Source organism: Paenibacillus bouchesdurhonensis (genome assembly GCF_900155685.1).
Classification (GTDB): Bacteria; Bacillota; Bacilli; order Paenibacillales; family Paenibacillaceae; genus Fontibacillus; species Fontibacillus bouchesdurhonensis.
On record NZ_LT732548.1, the window covers coordinates 2,454,105 to 2,468,071 of the forward strand.

At 47.1% G+C, this 13,967-nt stretch carries 18 protein-coding genes; all 18 read left to right on the forward strand.

Features of this window, described 5'->3' with window-relative positions; translation table 11 throughout:
- Positions 1–292: 292 nt before the first annotated feature.
- The 18 genes from CZ379_RS15295 to CZ379_RS15370 all read left to right on the forward strand — a co-directional run bounded on the left by CZ379_RS15295 (position 293) and on the right by CZ379_RS15370 (position 13,952).
- Entirely contained in the window at positions 293–556 is a 264-nt protein-coding gene (locus CZ379_RS15295) for a hypothetical protein (protein ID WP_110932402.1), read from the forward strand.
- Between the two features lie 730 nt (positions 557–1,286).
- The gene (locus tag CZ379_RS15300; protein ID WP_110932403.1) at positions 1,287–2,267 is read left to right on the forward strand and encodes a phage tail protein; all 981 of its coding nucleotides are present in this window, start codon (positions 1,287–1,289) and stop codon (positions 2,265–2,267) included.
- Positions 2,268–2,720: 453 nt separating this feature from the next.
- Positions 2,721–3,176, forward strand: coding sequence for a hypothetical protein (locus CZ379_RS15305; RefSeq protein WP_110932404.1), 456 nt, complete (start codon positions 2,721–2,723; stop codon positions 3,174–3,176).
- 85 nt (positions 3,177–3,261) lie between these two features.
- A complete protein-coding gene (locus CZ379_RS15310; protein ID WP_234404920.1) occupies positions 3,262–3,576 on the forward strand; it encodes a hypothetical protein in 315 nt (104 codons plus the stop codon).
- The gene (locus tag CZ379_RS27055; protein ID WP_324616450.1) at positions 3,563–3,781 is read left to right on the forward strand and encodes a glucosaminidase domain-containing protein; all 219 of its coding nucleotides are present in this window, start codon (positions 3,563–3,565) and stop codon (positions 3,779–3,781) included. The genes CZ379_RS15310 and CZ379_RS27055 overlap by 14 nt, the downstream gene beginning before the upstream one ends.
- On the forward strand, positions 3,774–4,019 hold the full coding sequence (locus CZ379_RS27060) for a glucosaminidase domain-containing protein (RefSeq protein ID WP_324616451.1): 246 nt from the start codon (positions 3,774–3,776) through the stop codon (positions 4,017–4,019). Before CZ379_RS27055 ends, CZ379_RS27060 begins: the two co-directional genes overlap by 8 nt.
- Before the next feature lie 25 nt (positions 4,020–4,044).
- Positions 4,045–4,170: a hypothetical protein gene (locus tag CZ379_RS26970; RefSeq protein WP_267890497.1), complete on the forward strand. Its 126-nt coding sequence runs from the start codon at positions 4,045–4,047 to the stop codon at positions 4,168–4,170.
- A gap of 1,008 nt (positions 4,171–5,178) precedes the next feature.
- Positions 5,179–5,655, forward strand: a complete 477-nt coding sequence (gene fur, locus CZ379_RS15320) for a ferric iron uptake transcriptional regulator (protein ID WP_110932405.1) — start codon at positions 5,179–5,181, stop codon at positions 5,653–5,655.
- Between the two features lie 247 nt (positions 5,656–5,902).
- The gene (locus CZ379_RS15325) at positions 5,903–6,139 is read left to right on the forward strand and encodes a DUF4227 family protein (protein ID WP_110932406.1); all 237 of its coding nucleotides are present in this window, start codon (positions 5,903–5,905) and stop codon (positions 6,137–6,139) included.
- 34 nt (positions 6,140–6,173) lie between these two features.
- The gene (gene xerD, locus CZ379_RS15330; RefSeq protein ID WP_110932407.1) at positions 6,174–7,085 is read left to right on the forward strand and encodes a site-specific tyrosine recombinase XerD; all 912 of its coding nucleotides are present in this window, start codon (positions 6,174–6,176) and stop codon (positions 7,083–7,085) included.
- A 71-nt stretch (positions 7,086–7,156) separates the two neighbouring features.
- A complete protein-coding gene (locus CZ379_RS15335) occupies positions 7,157–7,984 on the forward strand; it encodes a purine-nucleoside phosphorylase (protein ID WP_110932408.1) in 828 nt (275 codons plus the stop codon).
- Positions 7,985–8,155: 171 nt separating this feature from the next.
- A complete protein-coding gene (locus CZ379_RS15340) occupies positions 8,156–9,340 on the forward strand; it encodes a D-alanyl-D-alanine carboxypeptidase family protein (protein WP_407668674.1) in 1,185 nt (394 codons plus the stop codon).
- A gap of 92 nt (positions 9,341–9,432) precedes the next feature.
- A complete protein-coding gene (spoIIAA, locus tag CZ379_RS15345) occupies positions 9,433–9,786 on the forward strand; it encodes an anti-sigma F factor antagonist (RefSeq protein WP_110932409.1) in 354 nt (117 codons plus the stop codon).
- Entirely contained in the window at positions 9,783–10,235 is a 453-nt protein-coding gene (gene spoIIAB / locus CZ379_RS15350) for an anti-sigma F factor (RefSeq protein WP_110932410.1), read from the forward strand. Before spoIIAA ends, spoIIAB begins: the two co-directional genes overlap by 4 nt.
- An 11-nt stretch (positions 10,236–10,246) precedes the next feature.
- The gene (gene sigF / locus CZ379_RS15355) at positions 10,247–11,002 is read left to right on the forward strand and encodes an RNA polymerase sporulation sigma factor SigF (RefSeq protein WP_110932411.1); all 756 of its coding nucleotides are present in this window, start codon (positions 10,247–10,249) and stop codon (positions 11,000–11,002) included.
- A 182-nt stretch (positions 11,003–11,184) separates the two neighbouring features.
- Positions 11,185–11,826, forward strand: a complete 642-nt coding sequence (locus CZ379_RS15360) for a stage V sporulation protein AA (RefSeq protein ID WP_110932412.1) — start codon at positions 11,185–11,187, stop codon at positions 11,824–11,826.
- Positions 11,823–12,251, forward strand: coding sequence for a stage V sporulation protein AB (locus CZ379_RS15365; protein ID WP_110932413.1), 429 nt, complete (start codon positions 11,823–11,825; stop codon positions 12,249–12,251). The genes CZ379_RS15360 and CZ379_RS15365 overlap by 4 nt, the downstream gene beginning before the upstream one ends.
- Positions 12,252–12,290: 39 nt before the next feature.
- Complete coding sequence (locus CZ379_RS15370; RefSeq protein ID WP_110932414.1) at positions 12,291–13,952, forward strand: spore germination protein; 1,662 nt, start codon at positions 12,291–12,293, stop codon at positions 13,950–13,952.
- Positions 13,953–13,967 lie beyond the last annotated feature (15 nt).

Genomic DNA, 13,967 nt, shown 5'->3' on the forward strand with positions numbered 1-13,967 from the left:
TATAGCAAAGAGCGCAGCGTTTTTGCGGCGGCCGGGTACGGACGCAATTCTCTAATGCGTATAAATCCCTTAAATATCGTCATTAAAACCACGAAAACCGTTATTCAGGTGATGAAATCGTACATATTCAATCGAAGTCGTTCCGTCCTGGAGCGGCTTTTTTATTTTGTCGGACGGAGCGTGATTGCATGAAAATCCTTCAATGGTTGGTTAAGATGACATCGGAGTAGCCAAGAAATAGAGGTAAGCGGAGACATGACTGGCAAACGTAATAAGTTGCGGAGACCACGTTATGAACCGAAGCAGCCGAGAAAGTGTAAGGACTGCATTTGGGGATATCGTGGACAGGGACGAAACAGCTCTGCAGCAAGCAACGATGTGTGAATCAGGTAAATCCTTCCTGATGTCGAATCATCATGTTGGAGGGATTCTAGTGAAAATTGATAATATCGTAGATTATTCTCTGAAATCAATAGCTCGTAGAATTAAGAAAGCACCGAGCAAGAAGATAGCAGAGTTTGCTTCGAAAAATGTTCTGAGGAGCACTTATATGTAGTTGATGATCCTGATCTAGTGGCAGCAAACTTTCCGAAAGATGTTAATCTATTTGGGATACAAGGCATTCATGAACGCATGACGACAGCGGAAAACAGGCTTTCGCCGCTGCAATCACAAGGAAGGGCGTTTCTGCAAGTGCCAATGATTCTAACACCGTGTTGGTGGGGAAAATAGATCAGATTGTTACAGGAATGAAGAGTGCTTCTGGTTCGTTAGAATTTTCAGGTTCGCTCGATCAACGCACTATATCAGGACTCGCTTTTATACCGAAATTAATAATACTACGAGTCACTCTTGAGAGAAGTGCGTATACTCCCAACGACACCAATGGATTTAACTTCAAGGCACATTTTATTGTAACTTCAACTACCCCGAACTACTCCTTTGACGGGTCTGTCAATAGCCCGATTTATGGAACACATAGAATAAGCGCGGGAGTGAATGTAACATTTGGAGCGAATTTTATTGTACTAAATTTTACAGGTACCAATTTATACCCCTATCAGACCGTAACATATACAATTTACGGTGAATAGTACTTCCCATGAAATAAAAACGAAGGGTGTTGAAGATGATCTTAATGCCTCTAGAGTGAATTCTATCTGTCCTCCTCACGTCCCCTTACTGTCCGTAATAAGGCCAATAAATACCCTGTGCTTCTTATAGAATGAATGTAGCAGATATAAGAAATAGTTGTCACGTACTATAAGAAGCGGAGGTATTCATTCATGGCAAAAACAGATTGGACATTAACGGATACGGTAAAGCCGGATGACTTCAATAACATTGGGCGAGAAATTAATCAGTTGCGTACGGATGTGGATCATATTGAGGTTCCAACAGCATCGTTAACGGAAGCGGGGATTGTGCAACTGTCGAATGCAACGAACAGCACCAGCGAAATCGAGGCGTCAACTTCAAAGGCGACTAAAACGGCTTATGACACAGCGGTGGCCGCACAAAATACCGCTAACGCAGCCAATACAGCGGCAGCAGCTGCGCAGGCAAAGGCAAACGCGGCAGAGACGCCGTCTGGAGCACAGGCCAAAGTAAATGCGGCGGTCGGCCCGCTGTCCAGTTTGCTCACATCGGCCAAAGGCAACACCGTCTCGGCGATCAACGAGCTTTTTACATCTGCCAGTAACGGTAAAACTGCGGTCGCTGCCGCTATTACTGGCAAAGGGGTTCCAGCGTCAGGCAGCGATACATTTGGGCAATTGGCAACGAAGATTAGATCAATATCCACATCCACTTATGGGACAATACCTCGACAGCCCGAGCAGTCGGATTTTCTTAATAGAAACGGAGAGAGACGTGACAGAACTATAGCAACCCTACCAGCAAGTAAAGGGATATATATTATCCCATACTTAACATTATCCTGTGATAGTTATACAGTTCCAAGGGAAGCCAGCATACAACTATCGCTGAAAAATACCAGCACAAATAAAACTATAAATTTAGGCATTACTGGCGGCGTCACAGGTTCTTCGTTTAGATTGGTTATATACAACATGATTATTGATACAGCAGATGGAGGGAGCTATGTAAAAGAACTTAGTTATCCTAACTATAGTAACACAAGGGAAGCAATCAGTTTAAATGACTTTACCCTTGATGCTCCTATTGATTTGATTTTTACGTATTATATTCAAGACACCGATTACAGATACTTTAGGTGGAGCGTAGACAAAATATCATATGCGTAGAAGGGTGTTGACAAGGATCAGAATGTTTCAATCGAAGGATCGCGTCGAAGCAATTGAATCTTCGATACAGACGCAGCGACGATACAACAAATTATTAAGTTCACAGGGAAGGGGGTTACACTTGATTATGATGCTGATGGCAGTGTTAGAGTAGGGATCAAGAAAGATGCTAAAAGCGTTCTCCTAGTTAAGTTAGGTCAGTTTATTTACAAAACCAGCAGCAACGAGCTGGGCGTTTGTGATTATGAATACCTGATATCAGAATACGAAGAAATTACTGAAGCAGCAGAATAGAATAAGAGGCAGCGCCGTAAGGTGTTTTTTATGACAAATTCCAAACACAAGCGAAACAACCTAGTATATGGTAAATTCGTCGCATTCATTTAAAGTTAGCAAGCGATATAATAGAGTTCGAATCTAGCGATTCTAATATACTGTAAAGGGTGGAAGAACATGAAATTTAAGAAGATGTTAACTGTTCTCTTTACATCAATGATGCTACTTACATTCTCGTCGTCTGCAAATGCTGCTGTTGGATTCGCTGATACTAAGGCACAAGCATTTTCGATTCAACCAAAGGCAGCTGGTAATGAGTCGATGTCTATGTCACTTTCAAGTAGTAACGATGTCGATTGGTACAAATGGACAAATAACACCGGTACAGATAAGTTTATTAGTACTGCCATTGTTGTGTTTGATAATACCAGTCGAAGTAAGTACCACATCGGACATGAACTTGTTTATAAAGACGGACGCAGTACAGATATCTTCTATTCTTATGACGGGAGGGGGATTTCTCATATTTACGTACCTGCTGGTGCGACACTCTATACTAGAGTAGAAGCAAATGTCTTCATTGATCCATCTATAGTTTATTGGCTATTTGTTGTAAATCACGAGTTAGACTAGTGGTGGTTATATGAAAAGCGCCCTCGGGTGCTTTTTTTATGCCCTCGGAGCCGATCCGGGGGCTATTTGTATTGGGGGAGAAGGAATGGACATTGCGGCAATCGTCGGATTGGTAGCTGCGATCAGTGGAGTCATACTTGGCTGGACTGGTCGATCGCGCCAGATTCGGAAAGAAGGACGGTCAGATGGCAGTGGAGAAGGGGCTCTGCGGCAAGATGTGGAGTACATTAAGCGGGGCGTCGATGACATCAAGGTTGATATGCGAATTCAAAACCAGCGCAGGACGGAATATCTGAGCGCGTCACACGGGTGGAAGAGTCGGCCAAGCAAGCACACAAGCGGCTTGACAGGTTGGAAGAATAATATATTGAAAGGGAGGAAGCAAGATGAAAGATTCTGATTTTATCGCTAAGATTGCTGCCTACGCCGTTGCAGATATGCAGGATACATTTATCCCCGCATCGTTAACGATAGCTCAGGCGGCGCTAGAGAGTGCCTGGGGAGCAAGTGGGCTAACAAGCAAGGCTAATAATCTTTTCGGAATCAAGGGGACTGGCCCGGCCGGTAGCGTAACTATGCCGACGACCGAGTATGTAAATGAGTAAACCAATAAAAGTTAATGCGGCATTTAGGGCATACAACAACTGGGGCGAGTCGATCCGCGACCACTCAAAATTAATTCTCAATGGTGTCTCTTGGAACAGAAATCTGTACAAAAAGGTGATTGGCGCGGATGGCCGAACAGCAGCTCGCGAGATCGCCGCAGCTGGCTACGCTACTGATCCGGGATACGCCACTAAGATAATATGCATTGATGGAGTAGTACGATCTGTACAAATATGACGGGCAAGGGAAGGGTGTTGAGAAGGTGGCAGAACGTGATATTAACAAAGTTAGTGCTTGGGCGGCAGAAAATTGGTCAGAGGCTGTTAAAAATGGCTACTTCGACGGGAGCCGTCCGGGTGCGGCAATGATGCGGGAAGAGATGGCGTAACTATGCACTTTGGATCGTATCGTTTCTCAAGTGTTGTTGCAGTTGCAGTTGCTCGGCCACCTGACAGAAGCCTTTGAGTTGACTGATATTATGGCGCGAGGATATCCTAACTGTCGCTAACGTGTTCTTGGGGTTGCTAGCTACACTCGGAATTATCAGTAACCCAACTAAGCCGAATAGCGGCGGGGATAATCTGTAAAACCAAAAGGGGATTCTGTTGGAAGGAGTCCCCTTACTTACATATAATGAGTGTTTTATTCGCCTTTAAAGGCAGTTTAATGGATATACATATTGCAAAATCATTGTTTGAAAACAATTGCGCCGAGCTACATTAGGAAACAACTAGCAATGGCACTTGTGATGGCTATTAAAAAATGAAACTGTAATTTCGTGCGCACATTCAGAGGGTGAGAATTCATTTTGTCTGATATATAATTCTGAAGTTATGAGATTATCAATGAGTCGGATGGATCAAGAAATACAGTTAAAGGCAATAGAAATCATAGAGAAGTCATTTGGATAACCGATGAGGACATTTAACAAAGAGAGCAGTAATGATCCAGGGTTGAATATTTTTTATTTAGAATGGAACAGTGAAGTTTGTCAGGTGATTATGAAGGAATTATACGACGAAGATATGCTTTAATCCTCTGGTTCTTCACTAACGGTTAACTGCAAAAAGTGCAGTAATCAGCTCAACAAGCCAAGCGTAAGTGGATGAACTAACAGATTAAATAAATCACGGAAAAATCACGAAAACGGAAAAGCGCCAGAAAGCTGTACGGAGGGAAATCCATAATTACATCTGTATCCACTAAAAAAATGGACAAGAACTAACTGCGTGAAAGTGTGTGGAGAAATGCACATGATGGGATGGGTTACTCCAATGCTTGATCTGGCCTAGAACTCTAGCAAAATGTTTGACTTTGTTGATTAACTCCCCCTATAATGAAAGAAGTGATTGTAGATATTAGATCAATGAGCGGCGATTCCTGGGGGAGGGAGAACATGGAAGCAAAGATCGACAAAATCAAGCAGCAGTTACAATCCCAGGGTTATAAATTAACGCCCCAACGGGAAGCTACAGTACGGATACTGCTCGAGAACGAAGACGATCATCTTAGTGCGGAAGATGTTTTCATGCTCGTGAAAGATATTGCTCCTGAAATTGGTCTTGCGACCGTTTACCGTACTTTGGAGTTGCTAAGTGAATTGCATGTCGTAGAGAAAATCAATTTTGGCGACGGCGTTGCCCGCTATGATTTAAGAACCGACACGAGCAAACATCATCACCATCACCTCATTTGCGTACAATGTGGAGCGATGGATGAAATCCGCGAGGATTGGCTTGGGCCACTGGAAGAAAGGCTGGAGGAAGAGTTTAACTTCTCTGTACTCGATCACCGTCTTGATTTCCACGGGATTTGTTACCGTTGTAAAGATAAGAATGACAACAATCCCGAATCCGGCGATAAGAAATCTTAAGTCCGCATTTAAAGCTCCGCACGGCCGCCGCGCTGTGAGGGGCTTTTTTAAGATTATAAAACTTATTAGGTCGAAGCCTGCTTGGTTCATCGCGATACTGGAATACATAACGTTATGGATTGATTTTGTCCAGGTACCAGCCACATAATCCCTCGGTGTCTCCTATATACTATAAGATAAGGCGCCTGTCCGGCCTGATTGAGGTTGAATGACAGGCGAGAACGGGTATAGAAAGAGGGAGAGGATTATGGTAATCTCGCTTCGGAAATGTCTGCGCAGTGTAAAGTATGTAATGATATTTCTTGCACTGGCTTATTTATTGTACAAGGTGACAGGGGCTTTTGGCGGATATTTGTTCCCTGGGGATAAATACCGTATTCCCGATAGCTCTGCCGTAAAGGTGTTTCAGACGGAAGGAAGCAGCAGTAAGGGACTAGAATATATGGCTGACCGCTTAAAACTGTTTTATTGGTACGGGGAATAGCGGGGGAATCGAAGGGGAAATGGGGGCGCGAGTCTTGGAACAATATATTGCCCCATTTATGGGTTATTTAGCTGATCATAAAAGGTTGAGCGCGGCAACATTGGAGTGTTACCAGAGAGATGTTGAGCAATTCATCGGTTATTTACGGGAGCGGGAAATCGTAGAGCCAGTCCAAATCACGAAGGCAGGCGTGAAGCTGTATTTTTCAACGCTAAGCAAGGCGGGCAAGGCCCCGGCCACGATAGCCAGATCCTCGGTATCTTTGCGTGCTTTTTTTCAATATTTGCAGCAAGAACGGTTTGTTGATCATGATCCGGGTCATTGGATCGAGTCGCCAAGAGTCGACAAATCTCCGCCGCAAACCCTAACCGTGGAAGAAGTGGATTTACTGTTGGACATGCCCGATACCTCTCAAGCATCAGGACTAAGGGATAGAGCGATGATGGAGCTGCTTTACGCTACGGGAATTCGGGTTTCCGAGTTAATTGCCTTGAATGTCCAAGACGTGGATACCACGATGCGGTATGTGAGATGCTCTGGGGGGAAGGAACGAATTATTCCGATGAGTACCGTTACAGCGCATTGGATTCAGCAATATTTAAGGGAGAGTCGTCCGCTCTTATCGGGGGAGTCTACTGTAGAGGTGCTGTTCACGAACGCAAGGGGGGATCGCCTTACTCGCCAAGGCTTCTGGAAGATCGTTAAGAAGTACGGGAAAGAGGCGGGCATCGAGGCAGACATTACACCGCATATGCTCCGTCATTCTTTTGCTGTGCATTTATTAGAAGGCGGTGCAGATGTGAAATCGGTGCAGGAGATGCTGGGTCATACCGATATGGTTACAGTGCAAATGTATTTAAGCAAGACGAAGCCCAATTTGAAATCTGTTTACGAAGCATTTCACCCCCGCGCACGATCACAGACGTCAAAGTCTCCTGCGGAGTGAGGCTTCGTGAATATTCCTTTTAACATATGCCTTAACGATTGAAATGAAATTATGAAAAGGAGATCAGTATTATGACAACGACATTAACGCAAGGAATGATTCAGGAAGCGGCGGACTATATTCGCTCGAAATCTAACGTAACGCCGAAGCTCGGGCTGATTCTTGGCTCAGGGCTCGGTGTGCTGGCTGAGCATATCGATGATGCTGTCAGCATCGCTTATCAAGATATCCCTTACTTTCCTCAATCCACGGTTGAAGGGCATGCGGGGGAAATGTTGATTGGCACAGTTCAGGGGACATCCGTCGTACTGATGAAAGGGCGCTTTCATATGTATGAAGGCTACGGGCCGGAGCTTACGGCGTTTCCGGTGCGGGTGATGAAGGCGCTGGGCGTATCCAAACTGCTCGTAACGAACGCAGCCGGGGGAATTAACACATCGTACGAGCCAGGCGACCTAATGCTGATTTCGGATCATATCAACATGACGGGCAGAAACCCTTTAGCGGGGCCGAATGACCCAGAGCTCGGGCCACGTTTTCCGGATATGTCGGAGGCATACAGCCGCAAGTTGCGCGAGATTGCGAAGCAGGTTGCTTATGAGAAGGACATCCCGCTGCAGGAAGGAGTTTATGTCGGTCTCTTGGGGCCTTCTTATGAAACTCCGGCCGAAATCCGTATGTTCCGTACTTTAGGAGCAGATGCCGTGGGCATGTCTACCGTATCGGAGGTCATTGTGGCCAGACATGCGGGCATCGAGGTGCTAGGTATTTCCTGCATCAGTAATATGGCTGCCGGCATCCTCGATCAACCACTTTCACATGAGGAAGTTATTGAGACGACGGATCGGGTTCGCGAGAAGTTTCTGAACCTCGTATTAGGAATTATCCCGAAGCTGTAACAAGGCAGACTTCAGCCAATAAAAATATAAGCGGCGTTTCCGAGTGATCTGATTATAGATCTTTGGAAACGCCGTTTTTTTTACTTTTGCAGGAATATATTGGCTTTGTTTCGCCGATACTAGGTTAGCAGAATCCAATATTTTGTAAAACTTGTCGAAGGGGGACTAATCTTGAGCAAGCGGTTGTTAATTTGGAGCTTCGCAATACTGCTAACCTTTTCAGCTTGGCCAGCGGGAATGTTTGCCGCACCGGCTGAGACACACGAGGAAGGGGATGCTCTGCTAGCCGAGAATGCAAACTCTGCCATTCTAATGGATGCAGATACGGGTACGATTATTTATGAGAAGAAAAGCCATGAAAAGCTGCCTCCGGCCAGCATTACGAAAATCATGACGATGCTGCTGACAATGGAGGCGATCGAAAAAGGCATTTTGAAGCTGACGGATAAAGTCACTACAAGCGAATATGCGGCCTCCATGGGCGGCTCGCAAATTTTCTTGGAGCCCGGGGAGCAGATGACCGTTGATGAGCTGCTCAAAGGTATAGCAATGGCATCAGGCAACGATGCTTCCGTGGCAATTGCTGAGAAGATTGCCGGTTCCGAGAAGGCCTTCGTAAGACTGATGAATGAGCGGGCTGCTGAGCTTGGAATGAAAGATACGCAATTTAAAAATTGCAACGGGCTGCCGGTTGAGAATCATTACAGCTCTGCCCATGACATTGCGATCATGAGCCGGGAATTGCTGAAGTATCCAGAGGTTACGAAATACACGGGTGCTTATCAAGACTATTTGCGGCAAAACACGCAGAAGCCATTTTGGCTGGTGAATACGAACAAACTGGTTAGGTTTTATAGCGGCGCCGACGGTTTAAAGACCGGATACACATCCGAAGCGAGGTTTTGCTTAGCAGCTACTGCGCAGAGAGACGGGTTGCGGCTAATTGCGGTCGTGCTTGGGGAACCGAATACGAAGACGCGGAACAGCGAGGTATCCGCGATGTTCGATTACGCCTTCTCCCAATATGCACTGCTACCGATTTACAAAGCGGGTGAAGCCATTGGGCAGGTTAAAATCCAGAAAGGCCAATCTTCGCTGTTAGAGCTGTCTGCTGCACGCCAGTTGAATGTGCTGGTCAATAAGGGAGTAAGCCCGGGCAGCATCACTCATAAGCTTGAGGTGCCTGAGAAGCTGGCTGCTCCGATCAAGAAGGGACAGAGCATCGGAAAGCTTATCGTGTATCAGGATGATAAGGCGATTACAGAATTCCAACTGCAGTCACCAACTGATATCGATAAGGCAGGCTGGTGGACGATGTTCAAGCGCTCGGCCTCACACCTCTTTTTTGTAGATTAATAGGTTTTTTCTTCTAGTTTTGTCAAGGGGAAGGAATTCGTTGCCGTCTTATAGAATTGTTGTGTTCATGTCAGGGAGGAGAGTGAGCAGACGTGAATTTACATGTGGAAATGGTAAGACACCGCGATACGCTTATCGTGCGGTTAAGCGGAGAACTGGATCACCATACGGCCGATGACGTCCGTATACGAATGGATGAGGAGATTGCGCGGGGGGATTGCCGCCATCTAGTGCTCAGCCTGAAGTCCTTGCAATTTATGGACAGCTCGGGCCTCGGGGTCATTTTGGGCAGATACAAGCTGATCAAGCACAAAGGCGGCAAAATGGTACTGTGCGACGTAAACCGCTCGGTGTATCGACTGTTCGAAATGTCGGGGCTCTTTAAGATTATGAGCATAGTCGAGAACGAGAGCGCCGCGCTCTCTGAATTGGAGGTCGCATTATGAGCCAAACCGCCAGCAATTTTATGTCTCTGCAATTCGCTGCAAGGTCGGAGAATGAGTCTTTTGCCAGAGTGACGGTTGCGGCGTTTGTATCGCAGCTTGATCCGACGATGGATGAAATCACTGATCTCAAGACTGTCGTATCTGAAGCCGTGACAAACAGCATTATTCACGGATATGACAGCGATCCAGAAGGGATTGTCACGATTTCAGCCCATATTGAAGGGGATACGGTAACTTTGGTGATTGAAGACAAGGGACAAGGAATCGAGGATGTAGAGCTTGCGAAGCAGCCTCTCTACACGTCCAAGCCGGAATTGGAGCGTTCGGGCATGGGCTTCACGATCATGGAGAATTTCATGGACGAGTTCGACGTCACGAGTGAGATGGGTGGCGGCACGTCCATTCGGATGAAAAAGAGGATTGTATCCAAGAAAGCTTTATATAATTAGGGGTTGGATCTATGGATGCCGATGTAAAGCAAACCTCAAGAGAGTTTTTGGATGATGCCGAAGTGAAGCGGTTGATCGCTCTGAGTCAATCCGGGGATCACGGTGCCCGCGACCGTCTTGTCAACTGCAACATTCGGCTCGTCTGGTCGGTAGTGCAGCGGTTTATGAATCGGGGGTATGAGCCCGAGGATCTGTTCCAGATCGGCTGTATCGGCTTGCTGAAATCAGTGGATAAATTCGATCTCAGCTATGACGTCAAATTTTCTACGTACGCCGTTCCGATGATTATCGGGGAAATCCAGCGTTTTCTGCGCGATGATGGAACGCTTAAGGTCAGCCGCTCCCTCAAAGAGACGGCGAACAAGGTTCGCAAGAAGAAGGATGAATTGTCGAAGGTGTTGAATCGCCTGCCCACGGTGAAGGAAGTGGCCGATGAGCTCGGCTTGACGCCAGAGGATGTCGTATTTGCCCAGGAGGCTAATAAACCGCCGACCTCGATCCATGAGACGGTATTTGAGAACGATGGCGATCCGATCACGCTGATGGATCAAATTGCGGATGAATCGCAGGAGCGCTGGTTCGACAAGCTGGCGCTTCATGAGGCAATAGACGGCTTGTCCGAGCGCGAGCGATTAATCGTATATTTGCGTTATTACCGCGATCAGACTCAGTCAGAGGTGGCGAGCCGGCTTGGCATTTCCCAGGTCCAGGTGTCGAGACTGGAGAAAAAAATACTGCAAAATATCCGCGACCAAATCGCGCAATAACCTAAGCATTGCGTTCAGAAGTGAAGTATATATTTAAGCAAGAACGGCTTTCCGGATTATCTGGAAGCCGTTTTTTGTCATGGTTAAGAAAGGTGCTGAGGCTTCGGCTTTCGCTTATCGCGAGTAAAGCATCCTCCCGCTTGGCATACTATGGACAATTCGTCCTGAAAAGAGGTGTTAGGATGAAACAGGACACCGCTACGATCTATTTGCAGCTGCGCAAGCATGTCAAGCTCCCTATTGGTCAGGCTGTACGAATTCGCGATGTGGCGCGCGTTCTGAGTAATTCGAAGCTGGAATCAAGCCTCCTGGATGTCGTGATCAAGCAACCGCGGGAGCAGGACGGCAATTTGGTTCTCATCGATATGCTTCAGATTATAGCGAGCATACAAGACTGTGACCCGGCTATACAGGTGGAGTACATCGGCGAGCCGCAGGTGATCGTTGAAATGGTCAGACCGGGCAAGAAGCCGCTGTTCCTTTTGTTTATACTTGTTTGGCTTCTGCTGTTCTTCGGTTCGGCGCTGACGATCATGAATTTTCATGCCGATGTAAGCATGCAGGCCGTTCAAGTCCGAATTGTCGAAATGATCACCGGTGAGCGTGATGAGCATCCTTACTTGTTCCAAGGGGCTTATTCTATTGGCATTGGGTTCGGGATGGTCGTATTCTTTAACCATCTGTTTAAGAAAAAGTGGAATGAAGAGCCCACGCCGCTTGAGGTTGAAATGTATTTATATCAGGAAAATTTGAATCAATTCATTATTTCCGAGGAATACAAGAAGATGCATAATGCGGCTGGACGGGGGGAGAAGCAGCCTTGATCTCACCTTGGCCGGTGGTGGTATTTATTTTTCTGGGGCTAGCTGGAGGCATTGCGGTGGGAGGCGGAATTATCGCCCTGTTCATCGTGCTGGACGTTATTCCGAGGCTGGCCCAAGTGACGAGCACCTATAATAAGGTGCATTGGTATGAAGGAGCGATGGTTAGCGGAGCGCTAGTTGGAACAGTGGCAGATTTCTATCAGTGGCATATTCACGGCCCTTGGCTGATTAGCGGCTTCATCGGCCTGCTGAACGGTGTCTTCGTCGGCTTACTCGCGGCGGCATTGACCGAGGTGCTTAATGTTCTGCCGATTCTTGCCAAGAGACTACGGATGCAGCATTATTTGTTCGGGTTGCTTCTTGCCATGGTATTTGGAAAAGTTGCTGGCTCATTGTTTGAATTTTTTGTATATACCCCTAAGTAGAGATTAGATTGATGCGAGCGCAAGCAAGGAGGTAAAAGCATGTCGGATCGGGAGCAAAACGGATTTACGCATGAGGAGCAGCATCCGCCGGAATTCATTCCTTATCCGGAGGAGTATTCCGCCGAGGAGACGGATGGTGTGAACGAGGAGAGGGGGAAAAGTAACGAGGAACTGCGGAATATAAAGGTTGAGAATGAGCGCTCGGACACGATCGAGGAGTCGGTCATCTATTGGCAGAAGAGCGGCCAGATCAGCGAGGAATTGGATACGACGAAAAAGACGCTGGAGGAGGTCGTGGGTCTCGGTAGGAGCTTCGACGTTGACTTTCGTGAAATGACGTTCGGAGACATACGAACAGGATTGTTCTTTGTCAGCGGCTTTGCAAAGGAGGATATACTACAGGAAATACTTAAAAGGCTGACTTATCTGTCGCCTGATAACTTGTCCTCCGGTGCACTGCATGCTTTTTTTGATCTCTATATCCCGCACGTTCAGGTCAAAAAAATCGATAAGCTGAGCGATGTCATTACGATGGTGCTAAGCGGGATGAGCGCTTTGTTCATTGATGGCGAGCAGGAAGCTCTAGTGATGGATACCCGCTCTTATCCGATACGAAGTCCGGAGGAGCCGTCGCTTGAACGCGTTGTTAGGGGGGCGAGAGACGGCTTTACGGAGACCTTGCTTACGAATGTCACCTTAGTGCGCCGCCGGCTTCGAGATCCAGGCTTGACTTTCGAGATGCATAAGGTAGGACGTCGAACGCATACCGATGTTTGCCTCGCGTATATCGATGATATTGTAGATAAGACCCAAGTCGATGCCGTACGGGATAAGATCACCTCGATCGATATCGACGGCATTCCGCTTGCGGACAAGCAATTGGAGGAAGCAATCGTGCGCAAGGGCTGGAATCCGTATCCGCTCGTTAGATATTCGGAGCGACCGGATGTCGTTGCTTCGCATATATTAGAAGGGCGGGTAGCGCTATTCAGCGATACATCACCCAGCGTCATTATTCTGCCGACCACATTCTTTGATCTGTGCCAGCATGCGGAGGAGAATAGACAGACGGCGTTTATGGGATCGTACTTGCGCTGGGTTCGCTTTATCGGCATCTTTGCTTCGTTGTTTCTGCTTCCGTTATGGCTGCTGCTGGTCATCCATCCGGAACTGAAGCCAGCTTCGTTGTCGTTTATTGGCCCGCAGGCGAATGCAAAAATTCCGCTGATCGCTCAGTTCCTGCTGATTGAATTTGGAGTCGATTTGCTGCGAATGGCCGCTGTACATACGCCAACCCCTCTTGCCTCGGCCATGGGCCTGATCGCTGCGATATTGATCGGTGATATCGCCGTCAAAACAGGCCTGTTCGTCAATGAGGTGGTGCTGTATATGGCCGTAGCGGCTATCGGGATGTTTGCCACGCCGAGTTATGAACTGGGACTCGCCAATCGGGTGATCCGGCTGGGATTGCTGATCGCCGTCTCAATATTCGGCGGCCCCGGGTTTGTGGTAGGAGTGACGGCGTTTATTATTTGGCTCACACTAAGACGATCCTATAACTCCTCCTATCTGTGGCCGTTTATTCCGTTTAATGCAAAGGCGATGACTGCGATTTTATTCCGTTTGCCGGTCATGACTTCCAAGCAAAGGCCTTCCTTCAATAAGACAAGGGATCGGACGCGAATGCCGCGGCAGGAGTAGTCAAATAGGTTGTCC